Source organism: Bradyrhizobium sp. LTSP849 (genome assembly GCF_000938255.1).
GTDB lineage: Bacteria > Pseudomonadota > Alphaproteobacteria > Rhizobiales > Xanthobacteraceae > Bradyrhizobium.
In genome coordinates, this window is the sequence record NZ_JYMR01000004.1 from 18,252 (window position 1) to 39,477 (window position 21,226).

Genomic DNA, 21,226 nt, shown 5'->3' on the forward strand with positions numbered 1-21,226 from the left:
ATGCGTTACCGCGTGAGCTTCTGAGCGTGACGATTGTCGGCGGTCGCATCGGCTTCCGACCAGGATTGCGGCTTGACCTTGTCGCCGGCTGCAAACTTCTGAAAACCTTCGACCACGACCTTGTCGCCCGCCTTCAGGCCCTCGGTGACAAACCAGATGCCGTCCTGCACCGAGCCGGTGCGCACCGGCTGCACTGCGATGCGGTTGTCGTCCTTGACGACGAACACTTCGCTGCCGCCGCCGCCATTACGCTGCACCGCCTGCTGCGGCACCGCGATCGCGTCGGAATCAAGACCCTGATCGAGGCGGACGCGGACATACATGCCCGGCAACAGCTCACGTTTGGGATTGGGAAACTCGCCACGCAGCGTCACCTGGCCGGTATGGGCATCGACCTTGGCCTCGGAGAACAGCAGCTTGCCGTCGAGCGAATAGACGGTGTTGTCGTCGAGCACGAGGCGCACCTTGACGGCATCGGCCTCGATGCGATCGAGGTCGCCGCTCTCGAGGGCGCGGCGGAGCTGGTTGAGCTCGGTCACCGACTGGGTGAAGTCGGCATAGATCGGATCGAGCTGCTGCACCGTGGCGAGATTGGTCTCGTTCTGGACCGCGAGTGCGCCCTCGCTGACCAGGGCAGCGCCGACCACGCCGTCGATCGGCGCGCGCACGGTGGCATAGTCGAGATTGAGTTTTGCCCGCGCGAGATCGGCCTTGCGGCCCTCGACTTCCGCCCGGGCCTGCAGCTCGGCAGCGATCGTCTTTTCGTTCTCGGCTTCGGGCGCGGCACGCTGGCTGGTGAGCGTCGCGATGCGGCGCGCCTGCTGCTGCGCCTGCATCAACGCCGCCTCGGCCTTGGCGACCGCAGCGTCGTTGGCCATCACCTCGACCTCGAACGGACGCGGATCGATGCGGTAGAGCGCATCGCCCGCCTTCACCTCGCTGCCCTGACGGAACAGCCGCTCGACCACGATGCCGGACACGCGAGGGCGGACTTCGGCGACGCGCGTCGGCGATATCCGGCCCGGCAACTCACGCACCACGGCGCGGGCCTGCGGCTTGACGATGACGATGCTGACATCCGGATCGGTGGACTGGGCGGCGGAGACGGCGGAGCTGGATTCGTCGCAAGCACCGAGCAGCGGCGCAAAGGCCGCGAGCATCATAGCAACGCAAACCGATCGCGCACGAAGTCCTGACATGAAATAGGGTGCCCCGAAATTGTTGAAACTGATCACACGTCGCGGCAAGCCCGTTCTAAGCCATTCGGCGCGACCGATGCGATCAAGATAGAATGGACTTGTTGCGACGCAACGCATCGCGCAGGCGGCTCAATGTCACACGCCCTATCGCGCTGAGTTCAGGCCGCTTTTGGAGCTTCACCGGATTGTGTGTCAGGTTCCGTCGCGGCGTACTGCGACAGAACATCGCAACGGGACGGGAGCCACGATGAATGCGATCAACTGCGTCGAGGGATTGAGCGCTTTCAGCAAACGCCTGTCGTTCGCTGCATGGTGTGCACCAAATCCTCCGCGGTGAATGGCTTTCTGATCATTGGAAAGCCGTCACGCCGACGCTCGCGACCAGACAGTTGGAGGACTTTTAACTCCGGGCGAAGACGCGTCGCGCGCTCGGCCAACTCATGCCCGTCCATGCCGGGCATGTTGATATCTGTGATCAGGACCGATATCCGATCATTTCGCCTGAGCTGATCCAGAGCTTCGCAGCCGCTCGTAGCGCTGATCGCCTCACAGCCGAGCTCCTCCAGCATGCCCGCGACCACTTCGAGCACGCCAGCGTCATCGTCTACAACCAGTACCGTGCGACTCATCGGCGGACCTTCTCTTTCGCCGTGGGATCAACGCGCACCCTTTCCGACCGTTCCGAGAGCAAGTGGCCCGACAACGGAACTCTCAGCGCATTCGCGGCTTGGAGCCCGAGAGATCAGGGAGGCCACGCATGGCAGGTTTAAGCGAGGAAGAGATCCGCAAGCGCGCCTATGAGCTTTGGAAGGCTGCGGGCGAACCCAATGGCAAGATGGACAAGCTCTGGTATGAGGCCGAAAAGGAGCTGGTCGCCGAGCGGTCTGAACAGGGTGAGGTGCCGCCCGGCATGACCGATAATTTGCCGGTCTAGCACCGGAGCACCACGGACCTCATACGCCTGATCCTCGGCGCGGAAATCAGTGCGCCCTAGCCTGCCGCCTTCATCCGGTAGTGGCTCACCCCCCACTCCGTTCCGTCGGCATAGCCGAACAGGCCCGCGGTCGCGAGGAAGAACCAGCGCCAGCGGCGCATCCACAATGCGGTGTCCTCGCCATAGACATTGCGCAAGCTCGCCTCGATCGTGTCGCGATGTGCGTCGAAATTGGCGAGCCAGTCATTGGCGGTGCGCTGATAATGCGTGCCGCTCCAGCGCCATTCCTTCTCGATCGCGAAGATGTCGTCGTATTGCCGGACCAGATGATGGCTCGGCATCACGCCGCCGGTGAAGAAGTGCTGCGCGATCCAGTCCTCGCGGTTGGCGCGGTCGAACGCGTAGGAGCCGGCGCGATGGGTGAAGATGTGCATGAAGACGCGCCCCTCCGGCGCGAGCCATGCGCGCACGCGCGACATCAGCTTGCGCCAGTTCATCATGTGCTCGAACATCTCGACCGAGACGATGCGGTCGAACTGGCCCTCGGGCGCGAACACGTTCATGTCGGCGGTGACGACGCGCAAATTGAGCAGGCCGCGCAGCCGCGCCTCCTCCTCGATATAGGCGCGCTGCGACTGCGAGTTCGACACGGCCGTGATCTTCGCATGCGGGAATTGCCGCGCCATCCACAGCGACAGCGAGCCCCAGCCGCAGCCGAGCTCGAGGATGGTCTGGCCGTCGGCGAGAGCGGCATGCTCGGCGGTCTGGCGCAGCGCCTCCTCTTCCGCCTCCTGCAGGGTGCTCGCATCGGTCTTGTAAAAGCAGGACGAATATTTGCGGTTGGGGCCGAGCACCTGCGCGAAGAAGTTTTGCGGCACTTCGTAGTGCTGGGTGTTGGCGGCATCCGCATGTTCGGCGATTGGCCGCAGCATCATCCGCCCCGCAAAGGCGGCATCGTCGGCCGCGTCGTGCGCGGCGAGACGGGTCGCGGTGCGCGAGCACAGCCGCTGGATCGCGGCGCGGATCACGATATCCGGCAGCGGCACGCGTTCGGCAGTCCCGATGATCGTGGAGACGACGCTCATGCGGCCATTCCCTCTCTGGGTGGCAGGGGAAAGAACATGCTGGTTCGCGATTGATAGGCGCGGTAGCGCTCGCCGCGCGAGCGCAGCATCTGCGCTTCCAGAGGCGGGATGCCGGTGACGTGAACCAGGATCCAGTACATGAAGATTGGTGCGAGCAGGCTGGCCCAGCCCCACGGATATCCGCTCGCGAGGCCGATCACGGGATAGGCGAGCCAGCCCAGCCATTCGAAAAAGTAGTTCGGATGGCGCGACCAGCGCCACAGCCCAACGTCGCACACCCGGCCCTCGTTGGCGGGGTCATGCCGGAAGCGGCGCAACTGCGCATCCGCCAGCGCCTCGCCCGCGATTCCGATCAGCAGGATCGCCGCACCGAGGACGTCCTGAACGCGCAAAGCCTGCTCAGGGACGTGCGCGGCGACGAAGATCGCAAACACCAGGGGCACCGAGCCCAAGGCCTGGTTTTGCAGGAAAATGAACATCCGCCGCGGCGCATTGAGGCCCCACTCGGCGGCAAAGGCGGCATAGCGGGGGTCGTCGGTGATCCCCTTGGTACGGATTGCGATATGCGTACCCAGCCGGATCGACCACAGCGCGATGAGGCCAGCGACCAGCCATTGCCGCGCATTGGGGCCCTCGCCCGCCAGCGGCCAGAGGGCCGCGCCTGCGCCGGTCAGCCCCACCGCAAAGGTCCAGATGGTATCGACCCAGCCGGAATTGCCTGTGTGCTCTCGCACACCCCAGGCGAGCGCCATCAGGATCGCGAGCGAGAGCGCGATTGCCGCCAGCCCCCCAAGAAACATCGCCATGCAAAAAATCCGAGCTAAGTCTGTGGAATGCCGAAGTTTTGCAAAATACGTGGATATCAAAGCGCGGTTTCAGGATTGGGTTCCCGATCGGGCCCTGAAATCGGCACATCCGGCGCTTTTTTTGGGCTGGCGCTGTGCCATAGTGCCGACGCAAGCAAGCTTTCGTAACGGATGATACCGGACATGCCGTCAGGCGCCTCGCCCCGCTCCACCATCGATACCGAGTACACAAAACTATCCTCGCCCAGCGTTTTCCTGGTGCGGATGCTGGTCTTCCTGGTGCTGTGCGCGCTGGTCGGTGTGGTGCTCTACAAGCAGATCGTCCAGGCCTTCTTCGCCAATCCCGGGCTCAACGCCCTGATCGGCGGCGTGATGTTCATCGGCATCATCCTGGCGTTCCGCCAGGTCATCCGGCTCTATCCCGAGGTCTCCTGGGTCAACAATTTCCGCATCGCCGATCCCGGCCTGGCGCCGGCCCGGCACCCGAAACTGCTGGCACCGATGGCGATGATCCTGGGCGGCGAGCGCACCGGGCGGATGACCATCACCCAGACCACCATGCGGCATCTGCTCGATTCGATCGCAACCCGCCTGGACGAGGCCCGCGACATCTCCCGCTACATGACCGGCCTGCTGGTCTTCCTCGGCCTGCTCGGCACCTTCTGGGGCCTGATCGAGACGGTCGGTTCGGTCGGCAAGGTGATCGACGGGCTCAAGGTCGGGGGCGATTCCGGCGCGCTGTTCGATACGCTGAAGGAGGGGCTGGCCGCCCCGCTGGGCGGCATGGGCATCTCGTTTTCGAGCTCGCTGTTCGGCCTCGCCGGCTCGCTGATCCTCGGCTTCCTCGATTTGCAATCGAGCCAGGCGCAGAACCGCTTCTACACCGACCTCGAGGACTGGCTTGCCACCACCGTGCGCGAATATGGCAGCGGCGAGGTGGGCGTTGCATCAAGCGGCGGCGGCGGCGTTGCGAGCGGCGAGCTCCAGGCCGCGGTCGAGCGGCTGCGCCTCGTGCTCGAGGAAGGCACCGCCAGCCGCAGCACCACGGCGTCGATGGCCAGCCTCGCCGAGGCGATCCAGGCACTGGTCTCGCACATGCGCACCGAGCAGCAGATGATCCGCGAATGGGCCGACGGCCAGGGCGAGCAGAACCGCGAGATCCGCCGCCTGCTGGAACGCATCGCACGCCAGCCGGAAAAGAGTTAGCTGATCGAGAGCGGCCATGCTGGACCACGTCACCATCGGCATCACCGATATCGAGAGATCGAAGGCATTCTACGATCAGGCCTTGCGGCCCCTGGGGATCGCGCGCCTGTACGCCGAAGGCGAGCGCTTCGCCGGCTATGGCATCCGTCCAAAGGCCTTCTTCTGGATCGGCCTGCGTGAGCCGACCCAAACCGGCGCACATATCGCCTTCGCGGCGTCCGACCGGGCGACCGTGAAGCGCTTCTACGATGAAGCGATCGCCGCAGGCGGCAAGGACAACGGCCCGCCCGGATTGCGTCCGCATTACCATGCAAACTACTACGGAGCATTCGTGCTCGATCCGGACGGACACAACATCGAAGCCGTCTGCCACCTCCCATAACGCCAGGGCAGACAACAACAACGCAAAGGCACTTGAATGGCTCTAGCCCGTGGCCGCCGCAGCGAAGCCGGCTTCAATTACTGGCCCGGATTCGTCGACGCGCTGTCGACGCTGGTGCTATCGATCGTGTTCCTGCTCTCGGTGTTTTTGGTCGTGCAGTTCTTCCTGTCGCAGGAGGTCACCGGCAAGGACAAGGCGCTGGAGCAGCTCAATGCCAAGATCGCGCAGCTCAACGAGCTCTTGTCGCTGGAAAAGCTCGGCAAGCTCACCCTCGACGACCAGGTCTCATCACTCAAGGCAGGCCTCGCTTCGGCCGAGAGCGAGCGCGATCGCATCAAGGGCCTCTATGACGGCCTCGCCGCCGCCGGCAACGACGCGCAGGGCAAGAGCACCGAGCTCGGCAAGGCGCTCGACTCCGAGAAGTCGGTCTCGGCGCGAGCGCTGGCGCAGATCGAGGTGCTGAACCAGCAGATCAGCGCGCTGCGTCGGCAATTGGCAGCACTCGAAGAGGCACTCGACGCTAGCGAGAAGCGCGACAAGGAATCGCAAAATCGCATCGCCGATCTGGGTTCTCGTCTCAACGTGGCCTTGGCTCAGCGCGTGCAGGAATTGTCGCGCTACCGCTCCGAGTTCTTCGGCCGCCTCCGCGCCATTCTCGGCAACCGCCCCGACATCCGCGTGGTCGGCGACCGCTTCGTGTTCCAGTCCGAAGTGTTCTTCGACACCGGCCAGGCGACGCTGTTGCCGGAGGGCCGCGCCGAGCTCGACACCGTCGCGAACGCGCTGATCGAGCTCGACAAGAAGATCCCGACCGAGATCGCCTGGGTGCTCCGCGTCGACGGCCACACAGACGTGCGGCCGGTGAGCGGCGCGAACTTCAAGTCGAACTGGGACCTGTCCGCGGCGCGCGCGATCTCGGTGGTGCAATATCTCATCACGCTCGGCGTCCCTGCCCAGCGCCTGGTCGCCGCCGGCTTTGGCGAATTCCAACCGCTCGACAGCGCCAACACCGAGGACGCCTACAAGCGCAACCGCCGCATCGAGCTCAAGCTGACGGAGCGGTAGTGAGCGCGCTCCACCTCCGCCCCTACGTGGCCGCCGACGAAGCGGCCGCGATCGACCTCTGGCACCGCACCTGGCAGCAGGCCTATCCGCAGATCGACTTCGCCGCGCGGCTGGACTGGTGGCGCGAACGCTGGCGCAAGGATCTGGTGCCGAAAGCCTCGATCGTCGTCGCAGAGCAGAACGGCGCGCTGACCGGCTTCGTCACCATCGATAGCGAAGGCTATCTTGACCAGCTCGTGGTCGATCCGGATCACTGGGGCTCGGATGCAGCGCGGCTGCTAGTGGAGGAGGCCAAGCGCCTGTCTCCCACAGGCGTCACGCTGCTCGTCAACAAGGACAACACCCGCGCCATCCGCTTCTACGAGCGCAATGGCTTTGCGCATGCCGGCGACGAAGTGAACCCGACCTCGGGCCGGCCGGTGCTGAAGATGGCGTGGCGGGCGTGACACTTGTCACGCCGGGAGCCTGCGGCGTCTGTTATTCGTGGCCGCGATGGCAAGCAGATGGAGGCGATCGATGCGGCTGAGCGACCTCGCCAAGGGTTCTACGGTCCTGCTGGGCGTCATCGTCGCCGGATATTTGTCGACGACCTATGTCGACCAGCGCTTCGCCGAGCCCAAGGTCTCCAAATGGGCAGCGCCGGCGTCTACATCCGCTTGCGTCGATTCGACCGGGAGCTGGAAGAACTGGCCGTGGCCGAACGTGCCGGCGCTCTCGCCGAAGTGCGACTGATGTCCGCTGGCGCGGTCACGACCAGCACTCAAAAACACGCAAGCTGAGAGTGCGCCCGACCGTTTCCAGGCACACTCTCTTCGATGTTCAACCGACCTCGTCGGACAATGAGCGAGACCGCGTTTCAGGTGCAACAATCGCCGCGATCAGGCTCACCAAGGCGAGGCTTGCGAGCCAGGCAGGCGCCGGCCAATAATTTCCATCAGCCCATTTGACCAACGCCGTCGCGATCAGAGGCGTCAGTCCACCGCCGAGTGCGGCTGACAATTGATACCCGAGCGAAGCTCCGGTGTAGCGGACGTTGGTCTTGAAAAGTTCGGGGCCGAACGATCCCATGATTCCGAACAGGACACCGTTGGATATCCCGCCGATAGCCATGCCGAGGAAGATCAATGACGTGACCTTCGTGTTTACCAGCCAAAACAGAGGAAATGCGAACAGTATCGTGAAGACCGCAGCCGCCATGAAGACAGGCCGCCGCCCGATCCGATCGGAGAATGCGCAAACCGGCACGATGATCAGCAACTCGGTAATTGCGAATGTCAGAACGCCGTTGAGCATCAGCTCCCTGGGCAGGCCAAGATTCGTCGAACCGTAAGCGACCATGAAGGTCACATAGACGTAGAAGCCGCCGCTCGTCACAAGAAACAGCCCGCCTGCGAGCAACACCTCGCGCCACTGGGTCCGCAACGTTTCTGCGAGCGGAAATGCCGCGATCGCGTTGGTGCGCTTGGCTTTCGAAAAAGCCTGGCTTTCAGGCATCGAGAATCGGGCGAACGCGCCAACCACCACCAGCACGATGCTCAAAAGGAAAGGCAGTCGCCAGCCCCACGCGGCAAATTGATCGGTGCCCAGGGTTGCCGTGGTTGCGGCAAAGACCAGTGTCGCGATCACTAGTCCCGCAGGAGAGCCCAATTGCGGGAGACTGCCGAGGAGCCCACGCCGGGTTTGCGCCTCGCCTTCGGTCATGACCAGCACAGCGCCACCCCATTCGCCGCCCAAGCCGATTCCTTGGACGAGGCGGAGGAGCACGAGGAGGATCGGCGCGAATATGCCAATCGCGTTGTAGTTCGGAAGACATCCGACAAGGAGGGTCGCAACCCCCGTCAGCAAGAACGTTGTGATGAGCGTCGACTTGCGACCGATGCGATCGCCCATGTGTCCGAAGATAATCGCGCCAATCGGACGCGCGAGAAAGCCGATGGCGAAAGTGGCGAATGACAGCAGCGTGCCGGCCCATGGATCGAAGTTCGGGAAGAACTGCGAATTGAAAACGAGGGCCGCAGCCAGGCCGTAGACTTGGAAATCGTACCACTCGATCGTGGTGCCCACCGTGGCTGCCAGAGCCGTCCGGGGGAGCGAGCTGCCCTGCCCGCGGGTCGCAATGATCGTTATCTCCGAAATTTCCGCCATATTTCAACTCCTTACGCGGCCGATCGCGGCTGTAATGGTCCCTTGATTTCATATCGATCTTCGATTATCGATAATCTAAGATCACGTGATACGACAGGAATGTCAAGAATGACGCTATACGACGCCCTCGCAGGCATCTCGGCGGTAAGGGTTTCCACGTCAGACCTCATCGCCGAGCAGTTGCGCCGCGCGATCCTGCTGGGAACGATCTCCGGCGGCGCACAGCTCAAGCAAAATGATGTTGCCGCGCGGTTTGGCGTCAGCGTCGCCCCGGTGCGGGAAGCGCTTCAGCGGCTGATCGCCGATGGGCTGGCGGTGCTGCATCCCAACCGCGGTGTGACCGTGTCTCCGATCTCGGAGCAAGATTTTCTTGAGATCGCCGAGTTGCGCTGTCTGCTCGAACCGCATGCGCTTCGCCACTCGGCGCCACGGCTCACCGCTGCCGATCTGCAATATTCCGAAGCCGTTCTGGCCAAGGCCGCCCAGGCGTCAGACCCGCTCGACCGCGCCAATTTACACTGGGAGTTTCATCGCAGCCTTTACAAACGGGCCGAACGGCCGCGTCTGCTGGCGCAAATTGGCGGCCTGTACCAGGGGATCAATCGCTACCTGCTTCCGGCATGGGCCAATTCCGGCCTCAGCTCCGACTGGGTCGACAGCCATCTCCTCATCGTCTCGAAGATTCGCAACGGCGACATCGAAGATGCCTGCCGCTTGATCGTCGATCAGACGGACGCCTCCACCAAGCGCGTGCAGGCGCAGCTCCATCGGGAAGAGCTTTCCAAGGAAGAAAAGTAAATGCTCGCGTTCTCCAAATTCAAACTGCTGACGTTCGACTGCTACGGAACGCTGATCGACTGGGATACATCCATATCGAAGCTGGTGCAGCCCTGGCTCCTGCAGATGGAGTCCCAGGTTCCTCCGGATCTCGTCGTCAGCACGTTCGCTCTCATGCAGGCCAAGCACCAGCAGACGCGTCCGGCTTTGCTTTATCCCGAAGTGCTCCGACGCTCATGGCGCGACATCGAGGAACAGTTTGGCTGGGATGAAAACCCCGCCCGTGCGGACGAGTTCGCTCGGTCCGTGCCGTTCTGGCGTCCATTCGCGGACACCGTCGAGAGCCTGCGATATCTCAGCCAGCACTTCGCGCTCGGCATCCTCTCGAATGTCGACAATTCTTCGCTCGCGGGGACGCTCAGGATGCTGGAAGTGCCGTTCCTGTTCACGGTCACGGCGGAAGATGTGGGCTCTTACAAGCCCGGCCAACCGCATTTCGATGCAGCCATCCAGCAAGCTGCGCGGCACGGGATCGAGAAGAGAGAAATACTCCACGTCGCCCAAAGCAAGCACCACGATATCGCGCCCGGAAACCAGATCGACCTGACGACCGTTTGGGTGAACCGCCGCCATGGGAAGAAGGGCACTGGAGCGACCCTGGCTGCCGCGGCCGATCCGTCTCTGACGGTCAACTCGCTCGCCGAGCTGGTCGATCTTCACAAATCGGCTGTACGCTAGACACGCGAATGCACACCGGAGCATTCAGCGTGCCAACGCGCCCTCACGCCCCCTCGAACTGCAACCTCGCCAGCCGGGCATAAAGCCCGTTCACCGCCACGAGCTCCGCATGCGTGCCCTGCTCGACGATCTTGCCCTGGTCCATCACCAGGATGCGGTCGCAGGAGAGCACGGTTGCGAGGCGGTGCGCGATCACCAGCGTGGTGCGGTGGCGCATCAGCTCTTCGAGTGCGGTCTGCACCAGCGTTTCGCTCTCGGCGTCGAGCGCGGAGGTCGCTTCATCGAGCAGCAGCAGCGGCGCATCACGCAGGATAGCCCGCGCGATCGCGATGCGCTGGCGCTGGCCGCCTGAGAGCGTCACGCCGCGCTCGCCGAGCGGGGTCTCGAAACCTTCGGGCATGCGGCGGATGAATTCGGCGGCGTGCGCGAGCTCGGCCGCACGCTCGACCTCGGCATCGGTCGCACCGGGCCGGCCGAAGCGGATGTTCTCGCGGGCGCTTGCCGCGAACACGTTGGATTCCTGCGGCACCAGCGCGATGCGGGCGCGGAAGTCACGCGGGTCGGCCGATCTGACCGGCACGCCGTCGAGCGAGATCGCGCCGCCCCGCGGATCGTAGAAGCGCAGCAGCAGATGAAAGATCGTGCTCTTGCCGGCGCCGGAGGGGCCGACGATCGCGACCTTCTCGCCGGGGCGCACCGTGAATGACACGGCGTCCAGCACATTGACGTCGGGGCGCGCCGGATAAGAGAAGCTGACGCGATCAAACCCAACCTCGCCACGTGCCGGCACCGGCAGCGCGCGCGGCGACGCGGGCGCTGCGATCTCGGGCTGCACATGCAAGATTTCGAACAGGCGTTCGGCAGCGCCGGAAGCCGCCGAGACCTCGCCCCAGACTTCGCTGAGCTGGCCGAGGCCGGCGGCAGCGAACGCGGCATAGAGCACGAACTGGCCGAGCCGGCCCGGCGTGATCGTGCCGGTGAGCACGTCATGCGAGCCGATCCAGAGGATCGCGACCACGCTTGCGAACACGATGAAGATGATGATGGCGGTGAGCACCGCGCGCGCCTGGGTCGAGGTGCGCGCCGCCTCATAGGCCTGCTCGACCTCGCCGCCAAAACGCTTCGCAGCCAGCCCTTCGCTGGTGTAGGCCTGCACCGTGCGGATCGCGCCGACCAGCTCGCCCGCATAGGCGGAAGCATCCGCAAGCGTATCCTGCGCATTGCGCGACAGACGCCGCACCCAGCGCCCAAAGGCGACCAGCGGCAGCACGATCAGCGGGATCGCGAGCAGCACGAAGCCGGAGAGACGCGGGCTGGTGATCACCATCATGGCTGCCGCGCCAAAAAACATCATCAGATTGCGCAGCGCGATCGAGACGGAAGCGCCGACGGCGGATTTGATCTGGGTGGTGTCGGCGGTAAGCCGCGACACCAGCTCGCCGCTGCGCGCGGAATCGAAGAAGGAAGGCGACAGCGAGAGCAGATGCGCGAAGACGTCACTGCGCAGATCGGCGACGATGCGCTCGCCGATCGTCATCACGAGGTAGTAGCGCGACGCGCTCGCGAGCGCGAGCACGGCGACGACCGCGATCATGACCGAGAAGTAGCTGTTGATCAGGGCGATGCCTTCCGGCGTCAGGCCGAAATCGATCATCCGGCGCACCGCGACTGGCACCAGCAGCGTGGTCAGTGCGGCGACCGTCAGCGAGACGAAGGCGAGCGCCGCGCGGCCGCGGTAGCGGGCCACATAGGGCGCGAGCGCCATCAGCGGCCGCAGCTTGGCGCGGCTCTTCGCCGGCGCCTCCATCAGTTCGGCTTCGATCGACGGGGCCTCTGCGGGCCCGGTTTCAAGCCGTTCTACTGCGCTCATGAGATCCGACCAAAAGAGAGAAGTCTGCTCCAGATAGGCCGGAGCATCGGTCGTGGCAAATCCGGGATGTCCCTTAAGTGGCCGCCCGGTTCTCCTTGTCCCACAATGGCTTGTTTTAGGGTCCCCCGTGGGGTATAGAGCCGCCAAATCCGTCATCGACATCACTCAAGCGAGCGGCGCCGGTCGCCCTAGGAATTGCCATGAAAGCCGAGATTCATCCGAATTATCATACGATTAAGGTCGTGATGACCGACGGAACCGAGTACCTGACCCGCTCCACCTGGGGCAAGGAAGGCGACACGCTGAACCTCGACATCGACCCGAAGTCGCATCCGGCCTGGACCGGCGGCAACGCGCAGATGCTGGATCGCGGCGGCCGCGTCTCCCGCTTCCAGAAGAAGTTTTCGGGCTTCCTCAAGAAGGATTGATCCGGCCGCAAGGCCGCGAACGAAAACGCCCCCGGGAGACCGGGGGCGTTTTTGTTTTTCGGGCTCTCCCGACCAAGGCCGAGGATTCGTAGGGTGGGCAAAGCGAAGCCTGCCCACCACTTCTTGTCGCAATCCCGAAAGACCGATGGTGGGCACGGCGCTACGCGCCTTTGCCCACCCTACGGCACCGGGGATCTTACCGCTCGAACGCCGCCTTCAGCGCGTTGAGGTGCGGCACCAGCGGATTGCCGATCGAGGGATGATCGGCCGGCGGAGTGTGGATGGTGGTGTCGAGGCGGCGCACGCGGGTCTGGAGGCTCATCGAGCGATGGATCAGGTCCTGCAACTGCGAGGGCAGCTTCTCGATGGTGTCGGCGGCACCGGGATCGGCGGCCGAGAGCTTGACCTTGGTCTTCTCGCGGTTGGCCTGGCCCAGCGTCATCTCGCCTTCCTTGACCGCACGATGCAGCAGCAGCCATGAGGCGAGCTGCATCAGGCGGGTGGTGAGGCGCATGCTTTCGGTGGCATAGGTGAGGCTGACGGAGCGGTCGAGCGCCTTGGCCTCGGTGCGGCCGGCGCCGTCGAGATAGGCGGCGGTCTCTTCGACCAGGTCCATGCCCTCGCGGAACAGGACGCCGAACGCCGCAGAATTGGTGAACCGCTCGCTGAGTTGAACGAGAGCGCCTTCGGCTTGCAAACGTTCCATGGTTAACGCCCCTTACGCAACTGTTTACCGGTCCGGCTTTGCGCCAGCTTATGATGAACAAATCATTGCGCGGGCGGGACGCGGAGTCCAGCGGCAAGCGCGGATATGGTTTCCGCGGGTCTTTCCTCGGAATTCAACCGTAGTGGGCTCTTCGTTTGACGCGTTTTCTTGACGCGAACCGGTATCCACTTCGCTCGAAAACGCTTTGGACCAAAAAAAGAGCCGCCGGAAAACCGGCGGCTTTGAAAGTTGATAACAGGGAGGCGTCAAACAGAGTGGACAGGAGCCACTCGGTGTCCAAACGAGGACAGTTCCAGTCATAAACCCGAAAGCTTAATCGGGAGTAAACGAACGATTTTTTTGAGGGTTCGTTAGCCATGTCGGCCGCTGGCTGAGTGCGTGCGGAACAAGGCTCTCGTCGCCCCGGCGAAGGCCGGGGCCCATAACCACAGGGAGTGGTTTGACGAAGACTCGTCGTTCGGTACTGCTGTCAAAGCCCATAGACAGATCACGCGGTATGGGTCCCGGCCTTCGCCGGGACGACACCTGTGGTGAGACGACTACGACTTGAAGACGCTATTCGCCGCATCGCGCGAGGCGCGCTTTTTGGTGGTGGCTTCCTCCAGTCTCGCGATCTCGGTCTTGAGCAGAGCGACGCGCTCGGTCAGTTCCTCGACCGACAACAGTGAGAGGTCCTGTCCGATCTCGTGGGTGATTTTCTTGCGCGGGCGGTCGTCGTCTTCCGTCGCCATCGCCGTTCCTCCTGCATGCGTAGAAGCGGTTGCCAGCGTGGACCGCGCTGGCTAATCAAAGGCCTCGTTCCATCCCGCACCTTCGCTCAAGGACACATCATGGACAAGCTGCCCGCGCAAATGACGGTGGTCGCCATCTCCAAGCCCGGCGGACCGGAGGTGCTGGTGCCGGAACAACGCAGCATTCCGCAGCCCGGGCCCGACGAGATCCTGGTCAAGGTGCAGGCCGCCGGCGTCAATCGGCCCGACGTGGCGCAGCGCTCCGGCGCCTATCCGCCGCCGCCCGGCGCCAGCGACCTGCCAGGACTTGAGATCGCTGGCGAAGTGGTGGCCATCGGCAGCAACGCCAAACGGCACAAGATCGGCGACAAGGTGATGTCGCTCGTCGCCGGCGGCGGCTATGCGCAGTACTGCATCGCGCAGGACGCCCAGGCCATGGGCGTGCCGCCGTCGCTGTCGATGAAGGAAGCCGGCGCGCTGCCGGAAACCCTGATGACGGTCTGGCACAATGTGTTCGAGCGCGGCGGCCTGAAGGCCGGCGAGACGCTGCTGATCCATGGCGGCTCCTCCGGCATCGGCACCATGGCAATCCAGCTTGCGAAGGCGTTCGGCGCGAAGGTGTTCGTCACCGTCGGCTCGCAGGACAAGATCGATGCCTGCCTCAAGCTCGGGGCCGACCGCGCCATCAACTACAAGACCGAAGACTTCGTCGCCGTGATCAAGGAGGAGACCGACAAGGCCGGCGTCAATTTGATCCTCGACATGGTCGCCGGCGACTATGTCGACCGCAATTATGACGCCGCCGCGGTCGACGGCCGCATCGTGCAGATCGCAACCCTCAACGGCCCCAAGGTCACCGTCAACATCGCCAAGGTGATGATGAAGCGGTTGACCCATACCGGCTCGACGCTGCGTCCCCGTAGTAATGCGGACAAGGCGGCGATGGTGGCCGCGATCGAAGCCAAAGTGATGCCGCTTTTGCGCGAAGGCCGCGTCAAACCGCTGATGGACAGCGCTTTCCCGCTGGAAAAGGCATCCGACGCACACCGGCGCATGGAGACCTCCGCACATATTGGCAAAATTGTGTTGGAGGTCTAGGCCGCTGGCCCACAGGACTGGGCGGAAACCCTTTGATTTCCCTCGCTTTCGTGGCATCTATCGCTGCGCGCCGAACCACTTCGGTCCGGTCTGAAATCGCCTTTGCGTGCCAGTCTTGCACACACAGTTTGCGTCGAACGCGGAGAATTGACCTTGCGTCTGATCAGGCGCCTCGCGCCCATCGCGCTGGGCCTCATGATTCTTGTCGCCGCGTCGCCTGCACGCGCGCTTGACGCTGTCAGCGTCCGCGGCGACGCGCCCGCGATCGACCTCACCGGCGTGCTCGAGCACCAGCGCAGCGACGCCGACCGCATCCAGGTCTCCACCGCGCCCGGAACCGACGGCATCGTCCGCCGCATCGAGGTGCGCGCCCGCGAAGGCGGCCAGAACTGGGTGGTGTTCGCGCTCGCCAACAACACCGACGACCAGCTCGACCGCCTGATCGTCGCCCCGCATTACCGCATCGTCTCGTCGGGCCTGCTGTGGCCCGACCTCGGGCTGTCGCGCATCGCGACCATCACGCCCTCGACCGGCGACCGGCCGGAGCGGCAGGAGAGCCCGACCGCCGACGTGTTCCGCATCACGCTCGATCCCGGTGCCGTCATCACCTTCGTCGCGGAACTGCGTACCGACAAGCTGCCGCAGCTCTATCTGTGGGAGCCGGAAGCCTACAAGGACAAGGTCAACTCCTTCACGCTCTACCAGGGCATCGTGATCGGAATCTCCGGTCTGCTTGCGCTGGTGCTGACCATCCTGTTCGTCGTCAAGGGCAGCATCATGTTCCCGGCCGCCGCGGCGCTGGCCTGGGCGGTGCTGGTCTATATCGGCGTCGATTTCGGCTTCTGGGGCAAGGTCCTCGACATGTCGAACAACGCCGAGCGCATCTGGCGCGCGGCGGGTGAAGCGATCCTGGCGGCCACGCTGCTGGTGTTCCTGTTCGCCTATCTCAACCTCAGTCGATGGCATGTGCGCTATTCGCACATCACGGTGGGTTGGCTGGCCTTCCTGGGGTCGCTGGTGGCTCTCGCTTTGTTCGACCCGGCGGTGGCCTCCGGCATCGCGCGCATATCGCTGGTGCTGATCGCCTTCGCCGGCTTCGCGCTGATCGTCTATCTCTCCACCCACGGCTTCGACCGCGCGGTGCTGCTGATCCCGACCTGGTTCCTGCTGGTGATCTGGGTGGTCGCGGCCGGCATGACGGTGGCGGGCTCCGTCACCAACGACATCGTCGGCCCGGCGCTGCTCGGCGGCCTCGTGTTGATCGTGATGCTGATCGGCTTCACGGTCATGCAGCACGCCTTTGCCGGCGGCGGCGCCACCACCGGCGTCGTCTCTGACATCGAGCGGCGCGCGCTGGCGCTGGCCGGTTCCGGCGATTTGATCTGGGACTGGGACGTCTCCGCCGACAAGGTTTTCACCAGCCCCGAGACCGAAGCCCTGCTCGGCCTCAAGCGCGGCACGCTGGAAGGCCCGGCCGCGTCGTGGCTGGAAGTGCTGCACCCGCTCGACCAGGACCGTTTCCGCGCAGCGCTCGACAGCGTGCTCGACCAACGCCGCGGCCGCCTGGTTCAGGATTTCCGCCTGCGCACTCCGGACGGACATTTCATGTGGTTCGCGCTGAAGGCGCGTCCCGTGGTCGGCTCCGACGGCGAGGTCTCACGCGTGGTCGGCACGCTCACCGACGTCACTGAGCTGCGCAACGCCGAGGAGCGCCTGCTGCACGATTCCGTGCATGACAACCTCACCGGCCTGCCCAACCGCAAACTGTTCATGGACCGGTTAGGCGCGGTCGCGCACTTCGCCAAGACCATGCCGACGCTGCGGCCGACGCTGATGGTGATCGACCTCGACCGCTTCAAGCAGGTCAACGATTCCGTCGGCATCGCGGTCGGCGATTCCATCCTGCTGACGCTCGCCCGCCGCCTCACCCGCATCCTGAAGCCGCAGGACACGCTGGCGCGGCTCGCCGGCGACCAGTTCGGCCTGATCCTGCTCTCCGAGCAGGACCCTGCCCGCATCACCGCCTTCGCCGAGACCATCCGCAAGACCATCCGCGCGCCGATCGCCTTCAACGACCGCGAGATTTTTCTCACGGCCTCGATCGGGCTCGCCCTTTCTGATCCGCAAGTTCAACTGACTGACGAGATCATCAAGGACGCCGAGCTTGCGATGTACCATTCCAAGCGCATCGGCGGCGACCGCATCGACGTCTACAAGTCCGCCATGCGCGCGCGAAAAACCGATCGCCTGACGCTGGAAAGCGAGCTGCGCCGCGCCATCGAGCGGCAGGAGCTCACCATCCTGTACCAGCCGATCGTGCGGCTGGAGGATCGTTCGGTCGCGGGCTTCGAGGCGCTGGTGCGCTGGGACCACCCGAAGCTCGGGCGCATGGCGCCGTCGGAATTCATCACCATCGCGGAAGAGACCGGCCTGATCATCGACCTCGGCATGTTCGTGCTCGACCAGACCGCAAAGCAGCTCTCGATCTGGCAGCGCGCGATGCGCTCGCGCGAACCGATCTTCGCCAGCGTCAACGTCTCCTCGCGGCAGCTGCTGCGCCACGACCTGATCCACGACATCCGCACCGTGCTGTCGCGCTCGTCGGTGGCGCGCGGCACGCTGAAGCTGGAACTGACGGAATCGCTGGTGATGGAGAACCCGGAGCACGCGGCACAGATGCTGACGCGGATCCGCGAGCTCGGCACCGGACTATCACTCGACGATTTCGGCACCGGCCATTCGTCGCTGGCCTATCTCCAGCGCTTCCCGTTCGACACCATCAAGATCGACCAGTCCTTCGTCCGCACCACCAATCGCGGCACCCGCCCGGTGATCCTGAAGTCGATCATCGCGCTCGCGCATGATCTCGGCATGGACGTGGTGGCGGAAGGCGCCGAGACCGATTCCGACGCTGTCGAGCTCTACCAGCTGGGCTGCGAATACGCGCAGGGCTTTGCCTTCGGCGAGCCGATGGACGCGGACGCCGCGATGCGGCTGCTCACGGAAGTGCGGCTGGAAGCGGCGAGCTAGTCGCTCTTTACCGTTGGGCGCCGCCGGTCACTCTTCAGCTTCGTGAACCGCACGGTCTGGCCGTCCGGCATCCGCGTGGCCTTGAAACCCGCGGAGAGGCAGGCTTCGCGCTGCGGCATCTGAATATCCGGGCTGCGCGAGGTGTCCCACCATGAGGCACGATTCGCCGCGCGCGGCAGAGCCCCGCCGATGATCTCCTCGATCTGCTCAAAGCTCAGCACGAATTCCGCCTGCTTGTGCCGCATCAGGTAATCGCGCAACGCGTCGTAGTCGTTCACCGCCGTCCTCTATCCATTTGTCCGCGGCCTGATCTGCTCAAAAGCAGGACTCGCGGAAACCAATTCTTAACTCATTGCGGCAGCGCCGTCCCGGCTTAAACACTACGCAAGATTTCAGGCGCATCCACTAATGTCGGGAGCAACGGATGCTGTCTGGATGGCGCGAAGTCACGGCCCGCCGGCCGTGGCGAATTTCGGCGAAGCTGCTGATCATCTCGTCCGTCGTGACGGTGATCGGCTTTTCCGCCGTTTGCGTCAACGTGATGCTGGACATGCGTCGCGGCGAGGAGGCGTTGGCCCGCCAGACACTGGAAAACCTGGCCACGACGATCGAAGCCGACATCAGCCGCAATATCGAGATCTACGACCTGTCCCTGAAGGCGGTCACCAGCAACATGCTGCTGCCCGAGATCGCCTCGGTCTCGAAGCCGGTCCGCCACCTCATCCTGTTCGATCATGCGACCACGGCCCGGCATTTCGGCGCCATCCAGGTGTTCGATGCCGACGGCAGGCTGACCATCGACGCCTCCACGCTCGATCCCCTGCTGGAGAACCGCGCCGAAGAGGACTATTTCAAGGTTCATCGTGACAACCCCGGCATCGGACTGTTCATCAGCCGGCCGATGTTGTTCCGCGGCGCCTATTCGATCGTGCTGAGCCGCCGCATCAGCGATACCGACGGCGGCTTCATGGGAGTGGTCGCCGGCTCGATCCGCTTCAGCTATTTCCACGAGCTGTTCGAGCGGCTGAGCCTCGATCCCGAGGATACCATCACCGTGCTCAAGCGCGACCGCACCATCATGATGCGGCGGCCGTTCGACCTCGACATCATCGGCAAGAATCTCGGCGACCAGCCGGTCTGGAAGTCCGACAATCTCAAAGTGGGCGGCTCGTTCGCCGGACAGGGACCGATCGACGGCACACCGCGGCTCTATGTCCGCAGCAGCGGGACCAGTCCGTTGTTCGTGGTGGCCGGAAAGCCGCTCAGCTCGGTGTTCGCGCTGTGGCAGAGGGAGGCGCTTCGCATCGGCGCCGTGATCCTGGTGCTCGCCCTGTTCGTGCTGGGGTCGGCGATCCTGCTCGCGCGTGAGATCGGCCGCCGCGCCGATGCCGAAAGCAAGCTCGAGGAGATGGCGACGACGGACGCGCTGACGGGCCTGCGCAACCGCCGCAAGTTCGACCATGTCATCGATATCGAATGGCGCCGCGCCATGCGCCAGAAGACGCAGATCGCACTGCTGATGATCGATGCCGATCATTTCAAGGCCTACAACGACACGTTCGGTCATCAGGCCGGCGACCAGGTGCTGGTCGGCATCGCCATCTGCATCTCCGATTCGGTGCGCCGCGCCGGCGACTGCGCCGCGCGCTATGGCGGCGAGGAATTCGCCGTGCTGCTGCCGAACACCTCGGTCACAGAGGCCTTTGAGGTCGCCGAGATGATCCGCGGCAAGGTGCAGGGCTGGTCGGACGACGGGGCCGGATCGACCGTCTCCTGCGGCATCGCCAGCCTCGTTCCCACCGCCGGCCTGGACTGGACGGTCCTGGTCGCCGCCGCCGACAAGGCGCTCTATGCCGCAAAAGCCGGCGGCCGCAACCAGTCCGTGGTGGCAAACCTTCCGAGGCTGTCGCTGGTGGCGTAGCTCTGCGCTGCGATTGGGCGGTGAACAACTCACCAAATCCTCAGGTGTCGTCCCGGCGAAGGCCGGGCCCCATAACCACAGGGAGTGGTTTGGCGAAGACTCGCAGTTCGGTACGCCTACCGCTCGCAATCGATAGATCACGCGGTATGGGTCCCGGCCTTCGCCGGGACGACATCGGCGACGCTACTGCCCCAGATACTTCTTCATCTCCGCGATCAACCCGTCGCGCAGCTCAGGCCGCTTCAGGCCGTAGGCGATGTTGGCGCGGAGGAAGCCGGGCTTGGAGCCGCAATCGTGGCGCTCGCCCTCGAACTCGACGCCGTAGAATTTCTGCGATTTGGCGAGCCCGATCATGGCGTCGGTGAGCTGGATCTCGCCGCCGGCACCGCGCTCCTGGGTCTCCAGGATCTTGAAGATTTCGGGCTGAAGAATGTAGCGGCCGGTGATCGAAAGGTTGGAGGGCGCGGTGCCCTTGGCCGGCTTCTCGACCATACCGTCGACCTCAAACATCTTGCCGGTGCGTTTCCCCACGCCACAGATGCCATATTGATGGGTGAGATGATCGGGCACCGCCTCGACCGCGATGACGTTGGACTTTTCGCCGAGCTTGTTGGCCGTATCAATCATCTGCTTCAGGCAGCCCGGCGAATTGAGCACGAGCTCGTCGGGCAGCACGACCGCGAACGGCTCGTTGCCGACGATGTCGCGCGCGCACCAGACCGCGTGGCCAAGGCCGAGCGGCGCCTGCTGACGAGTGAAGCTGACGGCGCCGGCTTCGGGCTGGTTCTGCGCCAGAACGTCCTGCTCGGCCTTCTTGCCGCGCGCGGCCAGCGTCGCGTCGAGCTCGAACATCCGGTCGAAATGATCTTCGATGACATTCTTGTTGCGGCCGGTGACGAAGATGAAATGCTCGATGCCGGCTTCCCTCGCCTCGTCATAGACGTACTGGATCAGCGGCTTGTCGACGATGGTGAGCATTTCCTTCGGCATCGCCTTGGTGGCGGGCAGGACGCGGGTGCCGAGGCCGGCGACGGGGAATACGGCTTTGCGGATTTTCATGTGATTGATCGAATACCTTGGGGCG

The 21,226-nt window shown here is 64.1% G+C and carries 22 protein-coding genes; 12 read left to right on the top strand and 10 right to left on the bottom strand.

Annotation, left to right across the window (positions count from 1 at the left end):
• Window positions 1-5: 5 nt before the first annotated feature.
• Both UB31_RS02415 and UB31_RS02420 read right to left on the bottom strand, forming a co-directional pair.
• Window positions 6-1,199 (bottom strand): efflux RND transporter periplasmic adaptor subunit, encoded by a 1,194-nt coding sequence (locus tag UB31_RS02415; protein WP_156175140.1) that lies wholly within the window; start codon window positions 1,197-1,199, stop codon window positions 6-8.
• 284 nt (window positions 1,200-1,483) lie between these two features.
• On the bottom strand, window positions 1,484-1,828 hold the full coding sequence (locus UB31_RS02420) for a response regulator (protein ID WP_045009683.1): 345 nt from the start codon (window positions 1,826-1,828) through the stop codon (window positions 1,484-1,486).
• A 128-nt stretch (window positions 1,829-1,956) separates the two neighbouring features.
• Between UB31_RS02420 and UB31_RS40160 the strand changes: the two genes are divergently transcribed.
• Complete coding sequence (locus UB31_RS40160; RefSeq protein ID WP_082078380.1) at window positions 1,957-2,133, top strand: DUF2934 domain-containing protein; 177 nt, start codon at window positions 1,957-1,959, stop codon at window positions 2,131-2,133.
• Window positions 2,134-2,189: 56 nt separating this feature from the next.
• Here the strand turns inward: UB31_RS40160 and UB31_RS02425 are convergent, their stop codons facing one another.
• Both UB31_RS02425 and UB31_RS02430 read right to left on the bottom strand, forming a co-directional pair.
• Window positions 2,190-3,218, bottom strand: coding sequence for an SAM-dependent methyltransferase (locus tag UB31_RS02425; RefSeq protein WP_045009684.1), 1,029 nt, complete (start codon window positions 3,216-3,218; stop codon window positions 2,190-2,192).
• On the bottom strand, window positions 3,215-4,024 hold the full coding sequence (locus UB31_RS02430; protein WP_045009685.1) for a DUF1295 domain-containing protein: 810 nt from the start codon (window positions 4,022-4,024) through the stop codon (window positions 3,215-3,217). Before UB31_RS02430 ends, UB31_RS02425 begins: the two co-directional genes overlap by 4 nt.
• A 183-nt stretch (window positions 4,025-4,207) precedes the next feature.
• Between UB31_RS02430 and UB31_RS02435 the strand changes: the two genes are divergently transcribed.
• From UB31_RS02435 to UB31_RS02455, 5 genes are all read left to right on the top strand, one after another.
• The gene (locus UB31_RS02435) at window positions 4,208-5,230 is read left to right on the top strand and encodes a hypothetical protein (RefSeq protein ID WP_045009965.1); all 1,023 of its coding nucleotides are present in this window, start codon (window positions 4,208-4,210) and stop codon (window positions 5,228-5,230) included.
• Window positions 5,231-5,246: 16 nt separating this feature from the next.
• Window positions 5,247-5,612, top strand: a complete 366-nt coding sequence (locus tag UB31_RS02440; protein WP_045009686.1) for a VOC family protein — start codon at window positions 5,247-5,249, stop codon at window positions 5,610-5,612.
• Between the two features lie 36 nt (window positions 5,613-5,648).
• Complete coding sequence (locus UB31_RS02445; protein WP_045002566.1) at window positions 5,649-6,677, top strand: peptidoglycan -binding protein; 1,029 nt, start codon at window positions 5,649-5,651, stop codon at window positions 6,675-6,677.
• Window positions 6,677-7,123: a GNAT family N-acetyltransferase gene (locus UB31_RS02450; protein ID WP_045009687.1), complete on the top strand. Its 447-nt coding sequence runs from the start codon at window positions 6,677-6,679 to the stop codon at window positions 7,121-7,123. Before UB31_RS02445 ends, UB31_RS02450 begins: the two co-directional genes overlap by 1 nt.
• Window positions 7,124-7,193: 70 nt before the next feature.
• On the top strand, window positions 7,194-7,409 hold the full coding sequence (locus UB31_RS02455; protein WP_045009688.1) for a hypothetical protein: 216 nt from the start codon (window positions 7,194-7,196) through the stop codon (window positions 7,407-7,409).
• Window positions 7,410-7,496: 87 nt separating this feature from the next.
• On the opposite strand, the gene UB31_RS02460 is transcribed toward UB31_RS02455, so the two are convergent.
• A complete protein-coding gene (locus tag UB31_RS02460; protein ID WP_082078381.1) occupies window positions 7,497-8,822 on the bottom strand; it encodes an MFS transporter in 1,326 nt (441 codons plus the stop codon).
• 108 nt (window positions 8,823-8,930) lie between these two features.
• On the opposite strand from UB31_RS02460, the gene UB31_RS02465 reads away from it, so the two are divergent.
• A complete protein-coding gene (locus UB31_RS02465; protein ID WP_050044713.1) occupies window positions 8,931-9,620 on the top strand; it encodes a GntR family transcriptional regulator in 690 nt (229 codons plus the stop codon).
• Entirely contained in the window at window positions 9,621-10,337 is a 717-nt protein-coding gene (locus tag UB31_RS02470) for an HAD hydrolase-like protein (RefSeq protein ID WP_045002563.1), read from the top strand.
• Between the two features lie 43 nt (window positions 10,338-10,380).
• Here UB31_RS02470 and UB31_RS02475 read toward each other — a convergent pair whose 3' ends face one another.
• On the bottom strand, window positions 10,381-12,207 hold the full coding sequence (locus UB31_RS02475; RefSeq protein WP_045002562.1) for an ABC transporter ATP-binding protein/permease: 1,827 nt from the start codon (window positions 12,205-12,207) through the stop codon (window positions 10,381-10,383).
• Window positions 12,208-12,407: 200 nt separating this feature from the next.
• Here UB31_RS02475 and rpmE point away from each other — a divergent pair, with 200 nt between their 5' ends.
• Window positions 12,408-12,635, top strand: a complete 228-nt coding sequence (gene rpmE / locus UB31_RS02480; protein WP_008137002.1) for a 50S ribosomal protein L31 — start codon at window positions 12,408-12,410, stop codon at window positions 12,633-12,635.
• A gap of 196 nt (window positions 12,636-12,831) precedes the next feature.
• On the opposite strand, the gene rcdA is transcribed toward rpmE, so the two are convergent.
• Both rcdA and UB31_RS02490 read right to left on the bottom strand, forming a co-directional pair.
• Window positions 12,832-13,341, bottom strand: coding sequence for a protease adaptor protein RcdA (rcdA, locus tag UB31_RS02485; RefSeq protein ID WP_045002561.1), 510 nt, complete (start codon window positions 13,339-13,341; stop codon window positions 12,832-12,834).
• Window positions 13,342-13,901: 560 nt separating this feature from the next.
• Window positions 13,902-14,093, bottom strand: a complete 192-nt coding sequence (locus UB31_RS02490) for a DUF1192 domain-containing protein (RefSeq protein ID WP_045002560.1) — start codon at window positions 14,091-14,093, stop codon at window positions 13,902-13,904.
• 99 nt (window positions 14,094-14,192) lie between these two features.
• Here UB31_RS02490 and UB31_RS02495 point away from each other — a divergent pair, with 99 nt between their 5' ends.
• Both UB31_RS02495 and UB31_RS02500 read left to right on the top strand, forming a co-directional pair.
• Window positions 14,193-15,191 (top strand): NAD(P)H-quinone oxidoreductase, encoded by a 999-nt coding sequence (locus UB31_RS02495; RefSeq protein WP_045009689.1) that lies wholly within the window; start codon window positions 14,193-14,195, stop codon window positions 15,189-15,191.
• A 153-nt stretch (window positions 15,192-15,344) separates the two neighbouring features.
• The gene (locus tag UB31_RS02500) at window positions 15,345-18,221 is read left to right on the top strand and encodes an EAL domain-containing protein (protein WP_045009690.1); all 2,877 of its coding nucleotides are present in this window, start codon (window positions 15,345-15,347) and stop codon (window positions 18,219-18,221) included.
• Here the strand turns inward: UB31_RS02500 and UB31_RS02505 are convergent.
• Window positions 18,218-18,499, bottom strand: coding sequence for a DUF7662 domain-containing protein (locus UB31_RS02505; RefSeq protein ID WP_045009691.1), 282 nt, complete (start codon window positions 18,497-18,499; stop codon window positions 18,218-18,220). The genes UB31_RS02500 and UB31_RS02505 overlap by 4 nt on opposite strands.
• Window positions 18,500-18,645: 146 nt before the next feature.
• On the opposite strand from UB31_RS02505, the gene UB31_RS02510 reads away from it, so the two are divergent.
• Window positions 18,646-20,142 (top strand): GGDEF domain-containing protein, encoded by a 1,497-nt coding sequence (locus UB31_RS02510; RefSeq protein WP_045002556.1) that lies wholly within the window; start codon window positions 18,646-18,648, stop codon window positions 20,140-20,142.
• A 183-nt stretch (window positions 20,143-20,325) separates the two neighbouring features.
• Here the strand turns inward: UB31_RS02510 and galU are convergent, their stop codons facing one another.
• Window positions 20,326-21,201 carry a UTP--glucose-1-phosphate uridylyltransferase GalU gene (galU, locus tag UB31_RS02515; protein ID WP_045002555.1) on the bottom strand — a complete coding sequence of 292 codons (876 nt, stop codon included), beginning with the start codon at window positions 21,199-21,201 and terminating at the stop codon, window positions 20,326-20,328.
• Window positions 21,202-21,226 lie beyond the last annotated feature (25 nt).